This window comes from Deinococcus metallilatus (assembly GCF_004758605.1).
In the GTDB taxonomy this organism is placed as follows: Bacteria; Deinococcota; Deinococci; order Deinococcales; family Deinococcaceae; genus Deinococcus; species Deinococcus metallilatus.
The window spans coordinates 178,105-198,653 of record NZ_CP038511.1 but is presented as its reverse complement, the minus strand read 5'-3'; the positions used below and the strand labels follow the sequence as shown (position 1 = coordinate 198,653).

The window sequence follows — 20,549 nt, the reverse complement described above, 5'->3', positions numbered from 1 at the left end:
GCCATGCCCGAGATCACGCTCTACACCGTCCCGAACTGCGCGGACTGTCATGCTGTCAAGCGGCTGCTGACCCACCATGGCGCTGCCTTCACCGAGAAGAACGTGCGGGGGGACCCGGAAGCCGTGGCGGAAATGCAGGCCAAGGCAAACGTCCGCATCGCCCCCGTCACGTTGATCGGCGAGCAGGCCTTTTACGGCCCCTTCGACGACCAGCGCCCCCGGATTCTGACGGCCTTGCAGGGTTCCCGTGAGTGAGCACGGGCACAGCCATGGGGCGAACGCGAGCGCCCGCCAGCTCACCCTCGCCCTGGCCCTGACCGGCAGCTTCCTGGTCGTGGAGGTCATCTACGGCTTCCTCTCAGGCAGCCTGGCCCTGCTCTCCGACGCCGGGCACATGCTCACCGACGTGATGGCCCTGGTCCTGTCCCTGTTCGCCATCCGCCTCGGGCAGCGGGCGGCCGACCGGAGACGCACCTTCGGCTACCGCCGGGCGGAGATTCTGGCGGCGGCCGTGAACGCCGGGGCGCTCTTCGCCATCGGGCTGTACATCCTGTTCGAGGCTTACCGCCGCCTGCGCGAGCCGGTCGAGGTCCAGACCACCTCCATGCTCGTCGTCGCGGTGCTGGGGCTCCTGGTGAACGTCATCAGCGCCCGCATCCTGGTCGGCGGCAGCCAGGACAGCCTCAACGTGAAGTCCGCCTACCTGGAGGTCATAGGCGACCTGCTGGGCTCGGTGGCCGTGATCGTCGGGGCGCTGCTGATCCGCTTCACCGGCCTCACCTGGATCGACCCGGTGCTGGGGGCCCTCATCGGCCTGTGGGTCCTGCCCCGCACCTGGACCCTGCTCAGGGCCAGCGTGAACGTGCTGCTGGAGGGCGTGCCCGAGGGCCTGGACCTCGATCAGTTGCGATCCGACCTGGCGGCGTTGCCCGGGGTGCGGGAAGTCCACGACCTGCACGTCTGGAGCGTGACCAGCGGCGAGCACAACCTCACGGCGCATCTGGTGGCGCCCGCGCCCGCCGCCGATCTGCTCTCCCGGGTCCACGAGGTCGCCGAGCGGCACGGCATCGAGCACAGCACCGTCCAGATCGAGCCCCCAGGCGCCCACGCCGGGCATGAAGGACACCTGCACCCATGAATCGGCCTCCTGGGAACGTGCGGGAGGTGGTGGGGTGACGGTGTTTCCCTCCTCCCTGCGCTATGGTCGAGACATGAGAACCGCTTCTCAAGACGACGTGTGCGAGGTGGCCTGCGTCCATCCTGAGGCGGTCGCCCGGGTGAGGGCCGTCCAGCCAGACGCGAGCTGTGTTGAGGACGCCACCAGCCTGCTCAAAATGATTGCCGACCCCACCCGCTTCCGCATCCTCAGCGCCCTGAACGCCGAGGAGCTGTGCGTATGCGACCTCGCCGCCGTGGTCGGCATCAGCGAGAGCGCCGTCAGCCACCAGCTCCGACTCCTGCGGGCCCACCGCCTGGTGGCCTTCCGCAAGGAGGGACGCATCGCCTACTACCGGCTGCTCGACCAGCACATCACCTCCCTAATCGGCGGCGCGGTGGACCACGTGCGCGAGTGAAGCCGATCTTCGTCCTGCTGGCCGTGGCGCTGCTGGGGCTGGCGGGTGTGGGCGGGTGGTGGCTGACCCAGGAGCGCCGCTGGCAGGGGGACCTGTTCTGCATCGAGCGGCCCGGGACCCTCTGGAATGGGCTGGCTCCCCTCCCGTCCGGCCTGACGCCCGAATGCCCGACGTACAGCCGGGGCTACCGGGCGGAGGTTCACCGGGGGGAGGCCCGGGTGGAGATGTACCGCCTGCCCGGGTGGCAGCCGAAGGTCCTCCTCGATCCCTTCAAGCGCGCGGGGTATGGGCAACGGACGGACGACGTTCTCCCCGGCAACTACACGGCGTTTCTGGACCGGGGCGGGGAGCTGCTCCAGTACCACGCCGTGCAGGAGGGGGAGACCAAGACCACCCTCATCACCATCAGCGGCCAGCCGTAGAATGCTCCAAAAGCGGCCAGTGAGGTGGGCTCCACCTCACTGGCCGCACGTCTGTCTTCACCGCAAGTGCAACGCGCGGCCCACCCCTTACCGCGACGGGGACGCGGCGAGCCGGCGGTGAAGCTGGCGCTCCTTGAGGCCCTCGGCCAGGAAGTAGCTCCCCATCACCGCCACCACCGCCACCACCTGGAGCACCACACCCTCCCAGGTCGCGTACAGCCCCGACCACAGCCCCGCCCACGCCGGGAAGCTCGCCGGCAGGGCGTGGACGGGCAGCCACCCCACCAGTTGCAGGGTGTGGACCGTATTCCCCACCATCACGAACAGCACCGCGCAGATCATCCCACCCGTCCAAACCAGCAGCTTCTTCATGGGCAGCTTGGCCTGGAGGGCGAAGACCAGGACACCCACGCCCAGCACGGCGGCCAGTCCCAGCCCGGTCCCCGTGAGCACGACCCCCGTGCCGCTTTGCAGCACCAGCGATTGGAGGAACAGCACCGTCTCGAAGCCCTCGCGGTAGATGGAGGTGAAGCCCAGGACGACCAGGCCCAGCACCTGCGCGAGGTGCCCCCCCACCCGCCCGCCCATCAGGTGGTGTTTCTGCTGCTGGAAGGCGGCCATACGGTCGGTCCAGTACACGTTGTGGAAAAACCAGTTCATGATCACCAGCAGCACGCCGATGGCGATCACGCTCACCACCGCCGAGAGCTTCTCCCCGAAGCGCGCGAAGAGCCCCAGGGTGCCCTGCATCAGCAGCCAGGTCAGCACCGAGGCGACCAAGGCGAGGGCCGCCCCCGCCCACATCGGGCGGCGCAGGTGCCGCACCTGCTTGCGGCGCAGGGAGCCCATCAGGGCGGCCAGGATCAGCACGGCCTCCAGCCCCTCGCGGAAGACGATCACGCCCGCGTTGGTCGCCACGGCGGCCGGGGCCGCGTCCGTGCCCAGCAGCTTGGCCGTGTCGTCCAGGGCCACGTCGAGTTGTGCCCGGGTCTGCCCGAAGGCCGCCGCGTCCCCGCGCTCCCGGATCAGGCGGGCGAGCCCCTTGGGCTGTTCGCCGTTCCAGAAGAGGTCTTCGAGGCGCAGCTTGAGGTCGGGGGCGAACACCGCGATCCGGGCCTCCGGGCCGCCCTCCAGGGTGGCGTAGGCGTCGAGGCGCCCGCTCTCGGCGAGGTCGTAATCGCCGCTGGCGGCCGCGCGCACCGCCGCGTCGAGTTGCGAGCGAATCACGTCGAGGTCACCGCTGGCGTCGTGCCGCTGCCAGGCCGCCGGGAAGAGGGTACTGAGCTGGGCGGAGAGGGCCTTCACCCCCTGCTGCACCCGCGCGGCCGAGGGGACGTTCTCCTGGCGCGCGGCCCGGTCGAGGTCCGCCGCGAGGGTCTCGAAGGCCTGACGGGCCCGGTCGGCGCCGGACTGGTCCCCCAGGAGCGGGGCCAGGTCCCCGAAGGCCCCGGCCGCGCCGCTCAGGAAGGTGCGGGCCTCGGTGATCTCCAGGTCGCGCTTCACGACGACGTGTCCCTCGGCGCCGCTCACCCCGCGGGCGTACTCCACCAGCACCAGGTTCAGGTAGCGCAGGGCCTGGGAGGCGCGGCGGGCACGCTCCCGCTCGCTCAGGGGCGCGGCCCGGAAGCCATTGATCAGGGTGGTGACCCGGGGCAGGCTGCCGGGCAGGGCCACGAACGCCTCGCGGGCGGTCTTGAGCGCCGCCTCGCCCCGTTGCTCCCGGTAGGTGGGGGCCAGAACCTCGAAGTACCCGCGGGCCAGGGCGGCCTGCTCTGCCGCCCGGATGCGGTAGCCCTGGGTTTGGGCCTGGCCCAGGTGGGTCAGCGCGTCCGCGAGCCGGGCCTGGTAGCCGTCGAGCAGGTCGGCCCGCACGCCGAGCAGGGCGGCCTGGGGCTGAATCTCCCCGCGCGCCAGGGCCTCGACCGCCTCGGTCACGTCGGCGTTCAGCCGCGTGAAGCGGTTGGCGGGCCGGTACTCGCGCAGGGGCAGCCACCGGCGGGCGGCGACCACGTCGTTCGCCCGCACGGCGCCTTCCAGGGCGCGGTACGCCCCGGAGAGCAGGCCCGTCCAGGCCAGACTCCGGGCGGCAGCGAAGTTGGCCTCGTCGTCCCGCCCCGCCGCCTTCACCGCCCGCTCCAGATCGCCCGCCACCTGCCGGGCGATGGCCGGGTCCACCTCGCGCAGCGCTGGCGCGAGGTCGCGTTGGAAGGTGGTCTGCGCCTGTCGGGTGAGCGTGGCCGCGTGCTGGGGATCGAGGATCAGCTCGACCTGCGCGTCGGAGAGCGCCGTGCGCACCGTCTGCGCCGCGGTGGCGAGGTCAGCGGCGCCCGCCGTGCTGGCCAGGGTGAGGAGCAGGGGGAGAAGCCGCCTCATTGCCCCGACACCTTGACCCCCAGGAGGGTGGCGGCCTGCGTGAGGGGACCGGCAATGGCGGTCGCGCGGTCCTGCGCCTCCTGTTGCAGCATCAGGGCCTGCTCGGGCGTGAAGCGCCGCCGCTGCTCTCGGGCAATCAGGCGTTCAACGTAGGTCCGCAGGTCCTTCAGGCCGCTCCGCACCTGGGCGTCGAGCGTGGCGTTCCTGCCCCGCACCTGGGGACTCACCCCGGCGTAGATCACCTGCCAGGACCCGATGTTGTCCCGCAGGTCGTTCAGGCGGGAGATGGCCGCGAACTCCTGGGTCTGGCTGGCGCCGCCCGTCACGAAACGCGAGCCGCGCCAGGCCTCCAGAAAGTCCTGGGTGGTGGGCACGTTGGCCGTGAGGGTGCTGAAGACGTACGCCGTGCTGGGCTGCCAGGTCCGCGCCGTCTGCCGCAGTTGCCCGACCACCGCGTGCAGGGCGTCCACGCCGCCCTTGAGCACGTTCGCGTCCGGCAGGGCGTTGCCCAGCCCGTCCCTGGCGCTGAGCTTCACCTTCAGGGCCGTGTACCGGGGATTCAGGCCCCACAGCGCGGACTCGGTGAGGTTGAACAGTGCGCCCGGCCGTTTCAGAACCGTGCCGTTGGGGAGCTTCACGTCGTGGTCCACGCCGCCCTCGGTGCCGGGGTTGGCGGCGTCGATGATCAGGTCGAGGCGGTCGAAGGGGTCCTGCCCGGCGAAGAAGCCCTCGATCTGCTCGTAGCGGGGGCTGGCGTCGCGCCAAGCGGCCCGGGTCTGCTCGACGGCGGCTTTCACTCCACCAGGATTGGTCTTCCAGAGCCGGGCGTAGTCGAAGTTCGCCCCCTTGGCGAGTTGGTAGTAGGCGTCACTGGCCTGCACGAGTCGGGCGGTGGAGGTGTTCAGGGCGTCCAGGCGACCCAGCAGGTAGGTCTTGGTGCCGCTCAGGTCGGCCGCCAGGGCGGGCGGAGCGAGCAGCAGGGTCAGCAGGATCGGGGCGGTTCGCACAGTTCTCCTTTTAATCCGAGCAGATCAGTCGGATTAAGCGTAGGGCGCGACCAGAGAGCTGTCAAGAATCGTCGTGTAGGACGGCCTTTATTGAGAGTCGTTCTCGGTAAGGTCAGGACTTCGGCCAGAACGGCGTCATGTCAGCGCTGATCACACCATGCTGGCCCTTCCGTCTCTTGGAGGGGACGAGGAACACGTCTGTTGAGGCCATCGGTCTCCTCCAAGCATCTGCCCCTGCGGCCAGCCCGGGTCACGTTTGCCGCGGCCCCGCTGCGCCGGATCTCGGGGGCGAACGGGTGGGACTCTCTGAGTTGCGGGGGCAGGAAGTCATCGTGCCGTTCCGCGGCTGAGGTGCGCCTTCTGCCGCGCCGGTCCGGCACGAACACCTTTACCATGACCCAATGGGGAGGTCACACGAGCGAGTTCCGCGGGCTGAAGGCGGACCGGATCCCGTGTGAGTCAGACGGTGGCCTCCCACTCCCCGCGACGGGCTTCCGGCGGTGACGGGGTAACGCCAGCAGTGGCGCGAGAACCAACGCTAAGCTTTCAGCCCCTCGGCCGCGCCACATCCTCTGGGGCTACCGTCGTCCCCGGCGCTCGCAAGAGCCTGGCGACGCTGCCAGTCCTGACTTTCTCAACCACTAGAATGCCTGAATGACGACGGTGGCCGTGCCCGGCGTGCTCGACCAGCTCAAGGCCCTCTCCCACGAGATCCGCTTTGAGTTGGTCCGGCACCTGGCAGGCGGCGAACGCTGCGTGTGCGACCTGGAAGCCTTGCTGGGGCTTCCCCAGTCCAAGGTCTCCTACCACCTCGGCATCCTCCGCGAAGCCGAACTGGTTTCTTCCGAGCAGCGCGGCAAGAACACCTATTACACCCTGCGCCAGGATCAATTTTTTCAGTTGGGTGGGAACCTGCTGGGCGAGATATTCACGGGTCCACTCGCCTTGACGCATCAAACGAAATCGATATGCTGAGGGTGTGACCCGCGTTCTGATCCTGTGCACCCACAATTCCGCCCGCTCGCAGATGGCCGAGGCCCTGACTCGGGCGGCGGCAGAGCGTGTGGGATTGGGCCTCGACGTGCATTCCGCTGGGACGGAAGCCACCCGGGTCAAGGACGACGCGAAGACCGTCATGGGGGAGATCGGCCTGAGCCTCGACGGCCACACCAGCAAGACGCTCTGGGACGTGCCGGACTGGCAGAACTTCGACTATGTGATCACCGTCTGCGACTCGGCCGCTGAAGCCTGCCCCGCGTACCCAGGCCGGACCCACCGCCTGCACTACCCCTTCACCGACCCGAGCGGCGGCAGCCTCGACCGCTGGCGGGAAGTGCGGGACCAACTCCAGAAGCAATTCGATGGGTTCGTGCAGGCGCTCCGGGACGGGCGGCCCGTCCCCGAGAGTTACGAGGACAGCCCGCCCGTCTCGGCGGCCTGACGTGGCCGTTCCCCTGTCCCGCGCGCTGGTGGCCGAGGGGCTGGGCACCTTTGCCCTGGTGTTCTTCGGCCCCGGTGCGGCGGTGGTCCAGGCGCAGACGGGCGCCCTCGGCCACCTCGGCGTGGCCGCCGTATTCGGCCTCACCGTCACCGCCGTCATCGCGGCCCTGGCGCCCATCAGCGGGGCCCACATCAATCCGGCGGCCACGTTCGCCCTGACCCTGGCCGGGAAGTTCCCGCGTGCTCGGGTCCTGCCCTACGTCGCGGCGCAGCTCCTGGGCGCGGTCCTGGCCGCCTTCGTGCTGCTGGCGCTCTTCGGCCTGAAGGGCGGTCTGGGCGTCACGGTTCCTGCGGGGAGCGTGGCCCAAGCGTTCGTCCTCGAACTGGTGCTGACCTTCTTCCTGCTGCTCGTCGCGCTCAGAAGCGGTCTGCCGTGGGTGGTGGGAGGCGTCGTTGCCCTGGGAGCCGCGATGGGCGGCCCCATCACCGGGGCGAGCATGAACCCGGCCCGCTCCTTTGGCCCGGCGCTGGCGAGCGGCCTCTGGACCGCCCACTGGTTGTACTGGGCCGCCCCCCTGCTCGGCGCCGTCCTGGCGGTGGCCGCCAACCACGTCCTGAGTCCCACAGAACCCGTCGAACCCCGTCCTCACCTTGCCCAGGAGTTCCAGCCCGAAGGAGAGCCGACATGACCCAGGGAGAGAGCAACACGTTCACGCCAACCGACACCCGGCCGCCCAGCGTGCTGTTCATCTGCACCGGCAACACCGCCCGCTCGCAGATGGCTCAGGTGCTGCTGGAGCACCACGCCGGGGACCGTTTCAGCGTCCAATCGGCTGGGCTGGAACCGGGTGAAATCAACCCACTGACCCTGAAGGTGCTCGAAGAACGGGGCCTTTCCACCGGCCACCTTCAGGCCAAGGGCGTCAAGCCGCTCCTCGGGGAGCACTTCACCTACGTGGTGACGGTGTGTGACCGGGCGGAAGCCAACTGCCCGATCTTCCCGCACGCCTCCTACCGCCTGTCCTGGGCCTTCGACGACCCCGCTGCCGCTCAGGGCAATGAGGAGGAGCGCCTGGCCGTCTTCCGCCGGGTGCGTGATGAAATTGACGACCGGATTCAAAGCTGGTTGCGGAGCCAGGCATGAGGACCGCCGTCTTCGGGGACGTTCACGGTAACTGCTCTGCCCTGGTCGCCCGTCCGATCAGGGCAACCGTTAACCCATCCGATTGTTGTCATTGACAAGCAACAAGGGCCGCAGTACAGTCAAGGCATGACCGTTGCCAATGACAACAGATTGGAGGAGGCGACCCAGACGGGAGCACTCCTTCGGACGGTGACGCGGCAGTTCACCGAGTTGCAGCAACGGAACTTCGCCTGCTGCGACGTGCAATCCGCGACCCAGTGCGCGATTCTCACCACCTTGGAACGCGAGGGCGATCAGACGCTGCGGGCCTTGACCGGCACTTTGAACCTGGACAAGGCGTGGCTCAGCCGCAGCACCGACGATCTGGTGGAACAGGGGCTCCTCGTGAAGACGCCGCACCCGGGCGACCGCCGCGCCCTGCTGCTGCGCCTCACGGGCGCGGGACACCAGGCCGCGCAGGACCTCGACGCCCAGCTCAACGACCAATCCGCCCGGGTGCTGGCCCGCCTGCCCCAAGAGGACCGGGCGGCGACGTTGCGGCTCCTCAGGGGCCTGAGCGCCGCGCTTGGGGCCGAACTCGACGGGGAGGGGGGCTGCGGATGCTGACCCGAGGCGCACGTCCCGCCGATCTTCCTGCCGCCGGGGCGTTGCTCGCCGCTCTCAACCTGCCCACGGCGGGCGTCGGCGAGCACCTGGGCGGCTACCTCCTCGCCGAGGACGGGGACGGGCACGTGCTGGGCCTCGCCGGGTTGGAGACGCACGACAGAGTGGGCCTGCTGCGCTCGGTGGCCGTCACGCCGTCGGCACGGGGGCAGGGCGTGGCCGCCCGGCTGATCGGTGAAGTGCTCGACCAGGCCCGCGCCCGGGGCCTCCAGCATCTCTACCTGCTCACCACCACCGCCGAGGGCTACTTCCCGCGCTTCTTCCCGCGCTTCGGCTTCGTCCGGGTGCCACGTTCGGTCGCTCCCGCCCCCCTGCTCGCCTCGCGCGAGTTTCAGGACGCCTGCCCAGGGTCCGCCACCCTGATGCACCTCGCCCTGCACGCCGCTTCCCAGGAGGAACCCATGACGCAGACCATCCCCGGCCTCACGGACCAGACCTCCACCTCCGCGCTGCTCGACGCGCTGCGTGCAGGGCCTCCACTCCCCCTGGAGTTCTGGCTCCACAGCGAGCGGCTGGTCGGCCCCGGCTACCACGTCACGGAAGTGAAGGCCGTCACGATTGAAGCGATGGACTGCGGCGGGAGGGCTTCCTCCTGGCGCGAGACGGTGATCCAGCTCAAGGACGGCAACGCGCGGGAGGCGGGAGAGGGGTTCATGACCACCCGTAAGTTCCTGAGCATCTACGACCGGGTGGCAAAGAGCGTCCCGGTGCGCGGGGAGGCGGAGGTGCGGTTTGAGTACGGCAACAGCGTCACGCCCGCCATGCAGTACCACGTCACGCACGTCGAACCCCAGGGGGAGCGCGTGATCGTTCACCTGCGGACGCCAGGTGTGCAGTGCAAGGCTTCTGACGCCTGCGGGCAGCCCGTCGCTGCGGCGGAGCCGGTGGAGGCCGCGGCGTGCTGTGCCCCTACAAGTGGGAGTGGCTGCTGTGGCCCGGCCACGACCGACCTGATCTCCCTGGGCTGATGCCCGAGTCCACTCGCAGCCAGCGTTCCCTGGTGTGGACGCTGGCCGTCCTCACGACCGTGAGCTACGGCGCCCTGTACTACGCCCAGCCCCTCCTTGCGGTCGCCGCCGAACACGAACGCGGGTGGTCCCGCACTCAGACCGGCCTCGCCTTCACCCTCGCCCTGCTGGTCACGGCGCTCGTCGCCCCAAGGGTCGGTCGCGCCCTCGACGCTCGCGGGGGCCGGGTGCTGGTGGGGGGCGGGGCGGCGCTGGGCGGAGTGGCGTTCATGCTGCTGGCCTGCACCTCCAGCTACCCGGCCTTTGTGCTGGGCTGGCTGCTCGCGGGCGTGGCGATGGCCCTGACGTTCTACGAGGCCGCCTTCACCGTCCTGGGGCAACAGGTGAGTGGCGCTGCCCGGACCCGGGCCACCCTGACGATTACGCTCGTCGCGGGGCTGGCGAGCACGATCTTCGTGCCGCTCACCGCCGCCCTGCTGTCGGTGGGGGCACTACGTGCGGCGCTGCTCGCCCTCGCGGTGCTGCTGGTCGCCTTGGGCCTGCTGGCCTGGCGGGTCCTTCCCTCAGTGGGAGGGGCCAGACCGGGTACACCTCGTCCGGCCTTTGCCCCGGACCCCGCCTTCGCACGGCTGACGTTGGCCTTCACGCTCGCGCGCATCGTCACCGTCGGGGTGGGTTTGCAGCTCGCGCCGCTCCTGCTCGCTGCCGGATACGCTCCCGGGCTCGCGGCGGCCCTCACCGGCCTGCTGGGCCTGGCCGCCCTGCCGGGCCGGGTGCTGTTCGTCCCGCTGCTCTCGCGGCTGGGCGCCCTGCCTCTGACCCTGGTGCTCTTCGTCGGCCTGGCGATTGGGGCGCTGCTGCTGCATTTCCTGGCGTCTCTGACGCTCATGGTCGTGGGCATCGTGGTGTTCGGGCTGACGAGTGGGGCCCTGACCTTTGGGGCGGCGAACGGGCAGATGGCGCGGTCGGTGAACCTGGCGCAGGCGTTCACGCCGCTGGGGGTAGGGGTGCTGTTCACCTGGACAGGCAGCGCCCACGTCTCCCTGCTGCTGCTGGCAGGGTCTGCCCTGGCCGCTGCCGGAGTCCTGCTCACCGCCCGTCGCCTGACCGCAGGCGGAGGCTGGACCCAGGCTTAGCCTTGGTGTTCGCCCCACTGCTGGCGCGACCCCTTGACGGGAACGTCCGAGGGGTGCGCCGTGGACACCCTGACAAGGGGTGGGCGGCGGGGGTGCCGCTCTGCTTCGACGGGCTCCGGTGGGTGGACGATCAGCGGCGCGGCCTCGCGGAGGCGCGCGTCTCTGGCACGGTCCGGATGGGATCGCCTGACCAGCCGGAAGGCGACAAGAATGCGGGCTCAACCGTTCGGTCGGCTCCCTGTGGAGCGGTGCTGCAGGTCCAGCAGACCGAGTTTTAGGAGAGCCGCAGGATCCCGGTGGGGCCAGCCTATAGGCGGTGGGGCGCCGAGCGGCGCGGCGAGTCCCAGCCGCCCCTGCGGCTTGGTCCCGGAGAAACGCGGCGCCGCATGGGCAGCGCAGCCACCGGCCACGCTCAAGCTGCGGACAAGGTGTTCAGGACCGGATGACCTTGAGCGTCGCGTCGTACTTCGCCTCCACCAGCTCCAGGAACAGCAGCAGCGCACCCGGGCCGCCACGCACCCTGAACCAACTTCCCACGCTCATGGGACTGTCCGTCGTCCGGCTGACTTCGGTCCAGCCCTGCTCGGCCAGTTGCGGCGAGAAGTGGTCGAAGAGGGCTGCCGCCGTCCTCTCCGCGCCGAGCACGGCGGCATGGTGCCACCGTCCGCCGCTCCCACCCCCGCCCAGGGGTTCCACCGTCGTTCCACTGGGGACGCGCAGGCGAACCGGGGGTCCCCACCTTTCCTGGCAACAGGCCAACCGAACGGCGCGTTGTTCCGGGAGCGTGGGAGAGGCGTCGAGGGTCACCCACGTCACCCCGTCCACCTCCCGGGCGGTGACCCGCAGGGAGAGGTGCTGTTCCCTCGAGGAGCAGTGGAGGTGTTCGGGGAGGAGTGCTGGGAGAAACCCGCCTGCCGGGAACCCCGGCAAGCGGTCTTCCTCCCAGCCGGTGAGCCGCAGTAGGTCACGCCACTGCCCGAGGCACGAGAGCAGGGGCAGTTCAGCGTCGAGGAGCACCCGGGTGTGCCTCCCTGGCAAGCCCCCGGACCGGGGAATCCGGGACCACTGGGTGCTGCCCAGGACCCGTGAACCGGCTGGGAGGGGGAGGTGGAAGCCGGGCGGAAGCCGCCCGACATAGCGGGTCTCTGTGGCACCGTGGCGGAAGGGACCCAGAAGCAGGCGGCGGCGCAATTCACGTTCCAGGGCTTCCATGAAGACCTCCGGGATGAGCGGAATGGGGAGGGAAGTCAGGGGAATACGGGGGGGTCCCGCCCCAAGCAAGTGGACCTGGGAGACGGCCCCTCCGGCGATGCGGACGGCCCCACCCCCAACCCCTGCCGACCGGGCCGGCTGACTGCCGCATCAAACTCCCCGAACTCCTCCGGCTGGATCACGGAGTCCGCGGCGCCACGGGCCTCGCTGGCCCACCGGTCCTGGGGCAGCTTCAAGGGCGTGACCACCACCGGCACACCCCGGAGCGCCTTACCCCCGTGCATGGTGTACAGCTGTTCATGTCTGTTGACCCGGGGCATGTGGAGGTCGAGCAGCACCAAGCTAAATTGCCCCTCCGGTCGCCCGGCGTGGCCGCTGCGGCGGCCCAGGAAATTCAGGTCCTCCTGGCCGCCTGCGGCGACGCTGACCTCGCGCCGCTGAGTTTCAGGGCGACCCGGGCTCGTTGTCCCCGACATCATCAAGTGCTCGGTCATGCAGGTCCTTCCGGCCAGGGCAGCACGGGAAAAGCCTCACCTGTTCGTGACAGTGGACATGAGGGTGGGAGAACCACCTGTCCAGGCAGAGTGTCCTCAACCCCGCCGAACCTCAATGACGGGTGGGCCACTTCCATGTCAGCGCCTCCAGGTTCACGGCTGTCCAGTCCAGACTTTCTCAGCGGACAGGGGGGACGGGCGTTCATACGCTCCCGCCCGCTCCCCGCACCTGGCTGCGGCTCAGGACACCTGAATCTGCATGGTGAGCCCCCCGCCCCCCTGCACCTCGACGTTGTCGTTCGTCGTGTGGTGCGGAATGTGGCAGTGGATCAGCCAGGTGCCCTTCTCCCGGGCCTTCCAGATCACGTCGTAGCGCTGCCCGGGGCCGACGTTCACCGTGTCTGCGAGGTAGCGCGCGCTTTCCTTCAAGGTCTCCCCGTCGCGCGCCACGACCTCGAAGGGGCCGCCGTGCACATGCATGGGGTGCACGAAGTTGTTGTTGCTGCCGACGAAACGCAGCCTCACCGTCTGGCCGACCTTCATGCGGAGGGTGTCGGTTTCCGGGTACGCCTTGCCGTTGATGGTGAAGAAGTTGGGCAGCGCGCCCTCCATGATCATCGCCGGGAAGGTGTAGCCCTCGCGCTTGAGCCACTCCTGCAACTGCACCGTGGAGTCGAGGTCCGCCTTCGGCTCGCCCGCCGCGTTGTTCGGCTTCACGAGCAGCGCCCCGTACAGCCCCAGGCCCTGCTGGCGGTCGGGGTTCTTGTGCGAGTGGTAGAAGTACGTCCCCGCCTGCCGCACGGTGAACTCGTACGTGAAGGTCTCGCCGGGCGCGATGGGCCCCTGGGTCACGTCCGCCGGGCCGTCCATGCTGTTTGGCACGATCAGGCCGTGCCAGTGGATCGTCGTGCTCTCCGGCAGGCTGTTCTTGACGTTGATCCGCACCCGGTCGCCCTGGGTGAGTTCCAGGCGCGGCCCGGGCACCTGGCGGTTCACGGCGTAGGCCGCCACCTGCACGTCCTTCAGGATGTTCCAGCGGATCAGCGAGGTCTCGAAGTTGAACACCTTCACCCCGCCCACCACCTGCGGCGTGAGGGTCCGGTCTCCCCGGGCGTTCGCGGGGGCCGTGAACCGGACCCGGGTGAGGTCCACTGCGGCCATGTCCCGCATCGCCTCCATGTTCATCGTCTTCGTCATGATCATGCCGGGCGGCATCACCAGGTCACCCATCCGGGTGGGCGTCTGGAGGGGCGTGGCGGGCAGCTCGCCCACGGGGGTGGGCGTCTGGGCGGCCGGGCCCGTGTTCGCGTTGCCCCCGCCCATGTTCATCCCGGGCATGCTCGGCATTCCGGAGGTGTTCCCGCTCATGTCCATCCCGGGCATGTTCTGGCCCGGCATGTTCATCTCGCGGGCGCTCATGCTCAGGTCGCCGAAGGCGGCCGCCAGACCGACGCCCGCCGCCAGGGCGAGTACGCTCAGGATGGTCACGGCCGCGATCTGGGGACGCGACACCTTGGGCGTCATGTCCATACCGCCGTGGTCCGGGGACGGCGTGGACTTCCGAGGATCTGGCTGGTCGTTCATGTCACATGCCTTTCATGGAATGGTGGGCGGTGGAGGCGCCTGGCGCGGGCACCTCACCGGTGGTGCGCTCGATCAGGCGCTCCTCGGCGGCGAGGTCGTGTCCGCCCCGACCCAGGGCCCGCACCGTGCCCATGCCGTGCTTGAGACCGCTCGCCACCAGCCAGACGTTGACCGGGTAGGCCACGGCGAAGCCCACCAGGGTCGCCAGGGACATCACCCCCCAGAAGCGCAGCGAGGTGGGTTCCATCGCCGTCATGTCGCGGCTCATCAGGATCACCATCACCGGCACCATGCCCGCCATCACCGCGTTCATCGAGACCCACTCCGGCAGGAACGAGCGCCGCACCGCCCGCAGGTACGAGCCGCCCAGCATGTCCCGCATAAAGAGCGCCTGGAAGATCAGCAGCCCGAACAGGAAGCCGAACACGTACTCGCTGATCACGTCCAGCCACATCGGCAAGCCCAGGGTCGTCGTGATCGCGGCGGCCAGGATGATGCCGGTCGCGTCCCCCGCCAGGCAGTGGATGCTCGAGCCCACACTCTGCTTCCACAGGGGCTGGACGAAGGTCTCGTGGGTGCCAGGAGCCGGTTCCTGGCAGGACAGGATGTAGAGCGCCGCGCCCACCGGGCCGGTGTAGAGGGTGACGAGCAACCAGCCCCACTTCATGACCCTCATCTCCGGGTTGCGGGTGAAGGCGTCCCAGGCGACGTAGGCCGCCGACAGCGCGGTCAGCCCGAACCACACCGCGAGGATGACGTCGATGGTCGCCCAACCGGTCGCGGCGGGAGTCATGCCCGCCCCCGGAACTTGGACGTGGAGAAGACGCGGGCCCGTGGAACGGACCGGCCCTTCACCCCCTCCATCCGGTGCCTGGAGGTGTCGCCCGCGATCATCCAGGGGTTCCTGCCGCCAGGCTGCCTGCGGAGAGGGGCGCCCCCGAAGCGGGCGAGCGCCCGCGCGGGGCGGCAGGACGTCCCGCGCGCGGCATGGCTGCCCGGCGGCAGGATGGGATCGCCGGGGGTCCGGTGTCCGGGCACGAAGTGTCGGGGGCCTGGCGTCTCGCCCTCATCCCGGATGGGGGAGCGGGTCAGGGCGAACTCCTGGCGGGCGGGCCGGGCCTGGAGCATCCGGGCCGCCCGCCGCCACTGGGCACCAGCGGGGACGCGGCGTGTCGCGGCGCCGGGATGGGTCACGGCCGCACTCTGGGTGGGCGCGGGCGCGGGGATGGGTCGTCGGCAGTTCATCTCCACCTCCTGGCGCAAGGCTAGGCGCGAGGTGTTAAGTTCGTGTAACCCGGCCGGGGTGGCCTGGAAGTTCGCTCCCACACGCCCGGCGTTCCCCAGGGTCAACCCTTCGACCCGCGCGGCTCCTGGTCATCGAGCAGGGGAGTCCACCAGCCGGGGCAGGCCATTCTCCACGCTTCACCAGCCGGGGTGTCCACCCCGGCTGACCGGGTGGGCCAGGGCGCTGGTCCATGAGGTTCGGAGCCACACGCCGACTTGAACGGACCGGCCCCGACGATCGGGGGGAGACCGGTCACGGTCCTGGGTCGTCGGGACCGTTCCCGCCCGGCTCTGGGGAGGAAGAGGACGCCTCCAACAGCTCGAAGGTCACGTCCTGGCTCCCGTCAGGAAGGCGGTCGAGGGCGAGCATCACGATGGGACGGGTGACCCCCTCCACGGTGACGCTGGGCTCGGAGATGCCCTCGAAGTCGGCCAGCCGCAGGCCCACCGACATGCCGACCGGCAGGCGCGGGTCGTCGCTGCGAGTGACCTGCCCCACGATCTGGGCGGGGGGAACGCGAACCGTCACGGAGCAGGTTTCTAATTTTCGGATATTCGGAAGCACGGATGTTAGGATAGCAGCATGCACCGCCACGCCATTCCCAGCCCGGCCCACCCGGAGGACCTGAGCCGGGTCACCGCAGTGTTCAAGGCCCTGTCCGAACCCCTGCGGGTCCAACTGCTGCTGCTGCTCAGGGACGGCGAGCGCAATGTCGGCCAGCTCGTCGAGGCCCTGGGCGTCCCCCAAAGCACCGTCAGCCGCCACCTCGCCCTCTTGCGGAGCGCCGAGCTGGTCAGGACCCGCCGCGAGACGACCAGCGTGTACTACCACCTCGCCGACGGGCACGTCGCCCGCCTCCTGCAGGAGGCCTTCTCCCACGCCCAGCACGAACGCCTCGGCCTCCCCGACCACCCCGGCACCGAGACGGTGATGGGAAGCGTCCAGTGAACGCCCTGGCCCCATTCTCCGCGCTGCGCAACGCCCGCTTTGCCCGGCTCTACGCCGCCCAGACGATCAGCCAGATCGGCGACGCCTTCACCTGGGTCGCGCTCGCCCTGCTGGCCTACCAGCTCGCCGAGAAGGACGCCGCCGTCGTGCTGGGCACAGCCCTCACCCTGCGCGTGACCGCCTTCGTGCTGTTCTCCCCGCTCGCCGGGGTGCTCGCCGACCGCCTGGAACGCCGGACCATCCTGGTGGGCTGCCACTTCGCCCGCGCGGTCGTGATCGGCCTGATGCCCTTCGTGGGGGAAGTGTGGCAGGTCTACGTCCTGATGTTCCTGCTCAACAGCCTGACGGCCTTCTTCACCCCCACCAACCAGGCCACCGTGCCGCTGGTGGTTGGGCGCGAGGACGCGGGCCCCGCCTTCGCGCTCTCCAGCGCGACGACCGAGTTGCTGGGCATCGTCGGCCCCGGGCTGGCCGGGGTCCTGGCCGCCTTCGTGGGGGGGCGCAGTCTGTTCTTCTTCGACGCGGCGTCCTTTGTGCTGGCGGGCCTGCTGGTGCTCACCCTGCCCAGCCTGCGGGCGGGGCGGGGGAGGTGGAGCGCAGCACCCTCGCGGACGTGCGGGACGGCACGGCCCGGCTGTGGCGGGACGCGCCGGTCCGCTTCGCGCTCCTGATGGAACTGGTGGCGGCGGTCGCGGGCGCGCTGATCCTGGTCGTGACGGTGGTGCGGGTGCAGGGAGGGCTGAATCTCGGCGAGGCGCAGTACGGCTGGGTGATGGCGCTCTACGGCCTGGGGGCGACGGTCGCCTCGCTGGCGGTGGGGGCGGCGGGGCGGCGGGTGCCGAGGACGACCTTCATCCTGGCGGGGGCGCTGCTGACCTCGCTGGCGATCCTGCCGGGGGACGTGGTGGGCCTGGCGCCGCTGATGATCCTGTGGCTGGTGGCGGGGGTGGGGCAGAACTGGGTGAACCTGCCGACCGAGACGCTGCTGGCCGAACGCACCGAGGAGGCGGCGCAGGGGCGGGTGTACGGGGCGCACTTCGCGTGGAGTCACCTGTGGTGGGCCTTTTCGTACCCGGTGGCGAGCCTCCTGAGCGCGCGACTGCCCGACCACGCCTTCCTGTACGGCGGGCTGCTGGCCCTGGTGATCCTGGCCGCCGTGTCCCTCCTCTCCCGCGGCACGCCGAGTCCTGCGGCCAAGCCGAGTTCCTCGACCGATTGAAAGGAGACGCCCGGCCCGGCGCCCGTCCGGAGGCACGCTCCCGGGCGGGCGTCATGGGCCAACTTCAGCCGCCCTTGAGACCGCTGGCCGGTGGCCTTCACGCAGGCCTGCTGCACTGGAACGATGACCCAACCCGACCGCACCGGCCAGTCCGAACAGACGGCCCAGGAAGACCGCGCCGCCCGCATTCAACGCCTGGTGAACGAGGGCCGGGAAGCGGAGCTGGACGAGCAGGACGACCGGTTCGCCATCGAGAACGGCCTGATCGAGGGCTGAGCCCCGCAGCAGGTGCGCCCCGGCCCGGCGGAGAACACCGCGCGAAGGGGCGGCCTGAACAGGGAAGGCCCTCTCCCCGCTTCCTTCGGCGCTCCGGGCGTGACGGGGACCTGAAGCGGTGGGGCAGAGCCCGCACCGACCTTGTGAGCCCTGCTTCAATGGGCAGAACCCGGTGGGAAACTGGCCGCTCGCCTGAGGCCGCTCCCGACCCAACCAGCGGAGGAGGCGGGTTGACCCCGACGGCCCGCCCTGGTGCAACCGGGGAAACCACCGGTCCCGCTCCACGTCGACCTGATAGTCGGGTCCCCAGCGGTCACACCGTAGTCTCCACGGGGATACTCAGGGCCGTGGCGATGGGCGTGTAGATGTCGACGTCCGCCTCCACGGCCCGCAGGCTCACGATCAGGGCGTACCGCGCGTCGCGGTCCACGTACGGCGGGGTGCCGCCCCGTTTCTCGCGCCACCACCCGCTGACAGGGTAGACCAGCACCGCCTCACAAGCTTGCAGGGTCGTGATGTCCCCGCGCCAGCGGTCCGAGTGAATCGAACCGGAGGTCCGGAGTCTGGGGCCGAACGCCCAATGATCGTTGCCCGCGTCCCGGATGCTGCTCCCCTCGTTGGGCAGGCTCTCACGCTGAATGCGGGCCTTGAAGTCCGCCTCGGTCTCCAGCGGGCCTTTCACTGCAAACCTCAGGCCGTGCGAGGCGTAGCGGAACCGCTGGGCGTAGCCGCGTTCACTCGGATTGGGTTCCACGAAGTACGACAGCGTGACGCGCATCTCAAGGTCCAGGCCCTCCAGCGCCGCCGTGTCGATGGCCGACCAGGGGAAGCGGTGCAGGTGCATCTCGTTCATCCGGGTTCGGCTGCCCACCGCCTCAAACGGGCGCAGGGCGTCCTGGACGACCAGCGTGAGGTCGTTCCGCGCGCTGCGGCGGGCCCGCTCCAGCTGGGGGACGCCGTACCCGTACCGACGCAGGAGGTTCCGGACATCCAGGCGGCGGGACCCGGCCAGGCGCGCCTGCATGGCGGGCGTCCACTCGGCGGAGTGCACCATCAGCGCCCGGATCGTCTCCGGCCAGTAGTGCGGGAACTCCGCCGCGAGTTGGGCCGCCATGCGCGCCCCCAGCGCCGACGCCGCACTCGTGTCCCCGAAGTCCCGCAGGTGCCCCGTCGTGAGGTCGAAATCCGCCGTGAGCAACCGGACGTCCGGGTGCTTGGCATCGAAGGTGCCCCCGTTCACGATCAGGTTGCCGCCTTCCATCACGATCTCCGGCTTGATGGGCCACTGTTCCTGCCAGAGCACGGACGTGCTGCTGGTCGGGGACAGGTCCCCCCGGGCGCCACCGGCCACCATCCCGTGTACCGAGGGTCGAGCAGATTGGTCTTGTCGGTGTACGCCCCCACGGTCAGGACGTTCCACGCCTGGGCGGGGCTGTGCACCTGCGCGGTGTCGGCCGACCCCAGGTAGTCGCTCAACAGGTCGGGAACCGCGGGCGTGTTGTTCCCGGCCGCCACCACCGCGAGGCGCTGGGGCTCGTCACCGCCCCCGGACGTGAGCTGGTCGAGGGCGGCGGACCAGGCCGTGGGCCGACCCCGGTTCACGTCGAAGGTCGCCGTCACCGCCAGGCAGATGACGCGCTGCCGCTCGGGGTTGGTCCCCTCCATCTGCCGCACCGCGTCCTGGGTGATGCGCCCGTAGAGGTGGTGGGGGTTGTGCCCGGCCGGGGGCAGGATCTTCACGGACTCCAGCCGGTGACTGAGCCTCGCCGCCGCGCTCGACAGCAGAAAGGCGAGGACGTCCCCGTGCAGGATCAGCCCCGACATGGCGGTGCCGTGCCCGTCCCACCCGGAGTCGTCCGGTCCCCAGTGGGGGTGCCAGGTCTGCCAGTCGTTCGGGTGCAGGTGCGTGGCGATCAGGGGGTGGGGCCGCGTGACGCCGCTGTCGAGCAGCAGGACGGCCGTCTGCACCGACGCGTCGGGAGGCAGAAGGCGCGTGGCGGCCTCGTCCACCCACTGGGCCTGCTCGGCATTGTTCATGCGCACGAACACGTCGGGCGTGTCGCGGGACAGGCGCAACTCCGCCATCACGACGGTGTGGAGGAAGATCCGGCTGAGCGCGTCGAAGGACCCGTGCACGAGCAGCACCTCCCGGTCCGGGAAGCTCAGGCTCTCCCCGGCCACGGTGAGTTCCACCCGCCGCGCGACCTGCCGGAACTCCTCGGCCGCGCCCTGCCGGACCCAGACCTCCCACCACACGGCCGCCCCCGGCCCGGGCAGCGACGCGGCGTCCCCGACGAAGATGGAGCGCAGGGCGGCGTGCCGGATCCCCTCGATGTTCGTCACCAGGGACGCGCGTTTGGGCTTTCCGCCGGGAGTGTCCACGCTGGCGTACTCGTGGATTCGCCGGTCGTAGGCCTCGGCCGCCGCCTGCGGCACGACCACCGTCGCGACCACGCGGTTCGTCGCCGGGTCCCGCCGGACCGAGGCCACCTCGATGCCCTGTTGCCGACCCTCCAGCCGTTGCAGGAGAGCTTTGTCCGCGTCACGCCCCGTGAGTTCGAAGTCGAGGTACTGCCCCTGCGGCCCCTCGGGGAACGCGGGGTCCCGGGGCAGGCCCGAGAGCGCCTGCCTGGCCAGCGCGAGCTGACCCGCCAGGGCCGCCGCGTGCGCGGCGCGGTCGTCGCGGGGCGTGATGTGCGCCCTGACGTTGCCCTGCACCTCGTACCGTGTGGCCTGTCCAGGGCCCTCCAGGTAGAGGTGGTTCAAATCGCGTCGCGGATCAGTCATGCGGGATGTCCCGCATC

At 70.2% G+C, this 20,549-nt stretch carries 23 protein-coding genes and 1 pseudogene; 15 read left to right on the top strand and 9 right to left on the bottom strand.

Features of this window, described 5'->3' with window-relative positions; genetic code table 11:
- Positions 1-3: 3 nt before the first annotated feature.
- The 4 genes from E5F05_RS04830 to E5F05_RS04815 all read left to right on the top strand — a co-directional run bounded on the left by E5F05_RS04830 (position 4) and on the right by E5F05_RS04815 (position 1,996).
- The gene (locus E5F05_RS04830) at positions 4-255 is read left to right on the top strand and encodes a glutaredoxin family protein (RefSeq protein WP_103128276.1); all 252 of its coding nucleotides are present in this window, start codon (positions 4-6) and stop codon (positions 253-255) included.
- The gene (locus E5F05_RS04825) at positions 248-1,138 is read left to right on the top strand and encodes a cation diffusion facilitator family transporter (RefSeq protein ID WP_103128275.1); all 891 of its coding nucleotides are present in this window, start codon (positions 248-250) and stop codon (positions 1,136-1,138) included. The genes E5F05_RS04830 and E5F05_RS04825 overlap by 8 nt, the downstream gene beginning before the upstream one ends.
- Positions 1,139-1,211: 73 nt before the next feature.
- Positions 1,212-1,574 (top strand): ArsR/SmtB family transcription factor, encoded by a 363-nt coding sequence (locus tag E5F05_RS04820; protein ID WP_103128313.1) that lies wholly within the window; start codon positions 1,212-1,214, stop codon positions 1,572-1,574.
- A complete protein-coding gene (locus E5F05_RS04815) occupies positions 1,571-1,996 on the top strand; it encodes a hypothetical protein (RefSeq protein ID WP_103128274.1) in 426 nt (141 codons plus the stop codon). Before E5F05_RS04820 ends, E5F05_RS04815 begins: the two co-directional genes overlap by 4 nt.
- Before the next feature lie 87 nt (positions 1,997-2,083).
- Here the strand turns inward: E5F05_RS04815 and E5F05_RS04810 are convergent, their stop codons facing one another.
- Positions 2,084-4,369: an FTR1 family protein gene (locus tag E5F05_RS04810; protein ID WP_103128273.1), complete on the bottom strand. Its 2,286-nt coding sequence runs from the start codon at positions 4,367-4,369 to the stop codon at positions 2,084-2,086.
- A complete protein-coding gene (locus E5F05_RS04805) occupies positions 4,366-5,376 on the bottom strand; it encodes an imelysin family protein (RefSeq protein WP_164973352.1) in 1,011 nt (336 codons plus the stop codon). Before E5F05_RS04805 ends, E5F05_RS04810 begins: the two co-directional genes overlap by 4 nt.
- A 654-nt stretch (positions 5,377-6,030) precedes the next feature.
- On the opposite strand from E5F05_RS04805, the gene E5F05_RS04800 reads away from it, so the two are divergent.
- From E5F05_RS04800 to E5F05_RS04770, 7 genes are all read left to right on the top strand, one after another.
- A complete protein-coding gene (locus tag E5F05_RS04800; RefSeq protein WP_103128271.1) occupies positions 6,031-6,351 on the top strand; it encodes an ArsR/SmtB family transcription factor in 321 nt (106 codons plus the stop codon).
- Positions 6,352-6,355: 4 nt separating this feature from the next.
- Entirely contained in the window at positions 6,356-6,817 is a 462-nt protein-coding gene (locus E5F05_RS04795) for an arsenate reductase ArsC (RefSeq protein ID WP_103128270.1), read from the top strand.
- Position 6,818: 1 nt separating this feature from the next.
- Positions 6,819-7,505 (top strand): MIP/aquaporin family protein, encoded by a 687-nt coding sequence (locus E5F05_RS04790; RefSeq protein ID WP_235610257.1) that lies wholly within the window; start codon positions 6,819-6,821, stop codon positions 7,503-7,505.
- Positions 7,502-7,960: an arsenate reductase ArsC gene (locus E5F05_RS04785; RefSeq protein WP_103128268.1), complete on the top strand. Its 459-nt coding sequence runs from the start codon at positions 7,502-7,504 to the stop codon at positions 7,958-7,960. The genes E5F05_RS04790 and E5F05_RS04785 overlap by 4 nt, the downstream gene beginning before the upstream one ends.
- 126 nt (positions 7,961-8,086) lie before the next feature.
- Positions 8,087-8,566, top strand: a complete 480-nt coding sequence (locus E5F05_RS04780) for a MarR family winged helix-turn-helix transcriptional regulator (RefSeq protein WP_103128267.1) — start codon at positions 8,087-8,089, stop codon at positions 8,564-8,566.
- Complete coding sequence (gene arsN2, locus E5F05_RS04775) at positions 8,560-9,591, top strand: arsenic resistance N-acetyltransferase ArsN2 (RefSeq protein WP_103128266.1); 1,032 nt, start codon at positions 8,560-8,562, stop codon at positions 9,589-9,591. Before E5F05_RS04780 ends, arsN2 begins: the two co-directional genes overlap by 7 nt.
- A complete protein-coding gene (locus E5F05_RS04770) occupies positions 9,591-10,727 on the top strand; it encodes an MFS transporter (protein ID WP_103128265.1) in 1,137 nt (378 codons plus the stop codon). Before arsN2 ends, E5F05_RS04770 begins: the two co-directional genes overlap by 1 nt.
- A gap of 432 nt (positions 10,728-11,159) precedes the next feature.
- Here the strand turns inward: E5F05_RS04770 and E5F05_RS04765 are convergent, their stop codons facing one another.
- The 5 genes and pseudogenes from E5F05_RS04765 to E5F05_RS04745 all read right to left on the bottom strand — a co-directional run bounded on the left by E5F05_RS04765 (position 11,160) and on the right by E5F05_RS04745 (position 15,830).
- A complete protein-coding gene (locus tag E5F05_RS04765) occupies positions 11,160-11,744 on the bottom strand; it encodes a hypothetical protein (RefSeq protein ID WP_129117593.1) in 585 nt (194 codons plus the stop codon).
- Between the two features lie 929 nt (positions 11,745-12,673).
- A pseudogene (locus tag E5F05_RS04760) lies at positions 12,674-13,663 on the bottom strand (multicopper oxidase domain-containing protein); the annotation flags it as partial.
- A gap of 355 nt (positions 13,664-14,018) precedes the next feature.
- Positions 14,019-14,810 (bottom strand): DUF4396 domain-containing protein, encoded by a 792-nt coding sequence (locus E5F05_RS04755; protein WP_103128262.1) that lies wholly within the window; start codon positions 14,808-14,810, stop codon positions 14,019-14,021.
- On the bottom strand, positions 14,807-15,262 hold the full coding sequence (locus E5F05_RS04750; RefSeq protein ID WP_129117592.1) for a hypothetical protein: 456 nt from the start codon (positions 15,260-15,262) through the stop codon (positions 14,807-14,809). Before E5F05_RS04750 ends, E5F05_RS04755 begins: the two co-directional genes overlap by 4 nt.
- A 292-nt stretch (positions 15,263-15,554) precedes the next feature.
- Entirely contained in the window at positions 15,555-15,830 is a 276-nt protein-coding gene (locus E5F05_RS04745) for a hypothetical protein (protein WP_103128260.1), read from the bottom strand.
- A 54-nt stretch (positions 15,831-15,884) separates the two neighbouring features.
- Here E5F05_RS04745 and E5F05_RS04740 point away from each other — a divergent pair, with 54 nt between their 5' ends.
- The 4 genes from E5F05_RS04740 (at position 15,885) to E5F05_RS21215 (ending at position 17,745) form a co-directional block, all read left to right on the top strand.
- Entirely contained in the window at positions 15,885-16,250 is a 366-nt protein-coding gene (locus tag E5F05_RS04740) for an ArsR/SmtB family transcription factor (RefSeq protein ID WP_102124842.1), read from the top strand.
- Entirely contained in the window at positions 16,247-16,921 is a 675-nt protein-coding gene (locus E5F05_RS21555) for an MFS transporter (RefSeq protein WP_244944486.1), read from the top strand. Before E5F05_RS04740 ends, E5F05_RS21555 begins: the two co-directional genes overlap by 4 nt.
- Positions 16,864-17,469: an MFS transporter gene (locus E5F05_RS21550; RefSeq protein WP_244944485.1), complete on the top strand. Its 606-nt coding sequence runs from the start codon at positions 16,864-16,866 to the stop codon at positions 17,467-17,469. The genes E5F05_RS21555 and E5F05_RS21550 overlap by 58 nt, the downstream gene beginning before the upstream one ends.
- Before the next feature lie 123 nt (positions 17,470-17,592).
- Positions 17,593-17,745, top strand: a complete 153-nt coding sequence (locus E5F05_RS21215) for a hypothetical protein (protein WP_164973351.1) — start codon at positions 17,593-17,595, stop codon at positions 17,743-17,745.
- Positions 17,746-18,058: 313 nt separating this feature from the next.
- Here E5F05_RS21215 and E5F05_RS21850 read toward each other — a convergent pair whose 3' ends face one another.
- The gene (locus tag E5F05_RS21850) at positions 18,059-19,048 is read right to left on the bottom strand and encodes a S8 family serine peptidase (protein WP_186805502.1); all 990 of its coding nucleotides are present in this window, start codon (positions 19,046-19,048) and stop codon (positions 18,059-18,061) included.
- Positions 19,006-20,532 carry a S8 family peptidase gene (locus E5F05_RS21845; protein WP_146719918.1) on the bottom strand — a complete coding sequence of 509 codons (1,527 nt, stop codon included), beginning with the start codon at positions 20,530-20,532 and terminating at the stop codon, positions 19,006-19,008. Before E5F05_RS21845 ends, E5F05_RS21850 begins: the two co-directional genes overlap by 43 nt.
- Between the last annotated feature and the right edge of the window lie 17 nt (positions 20,533-20,549).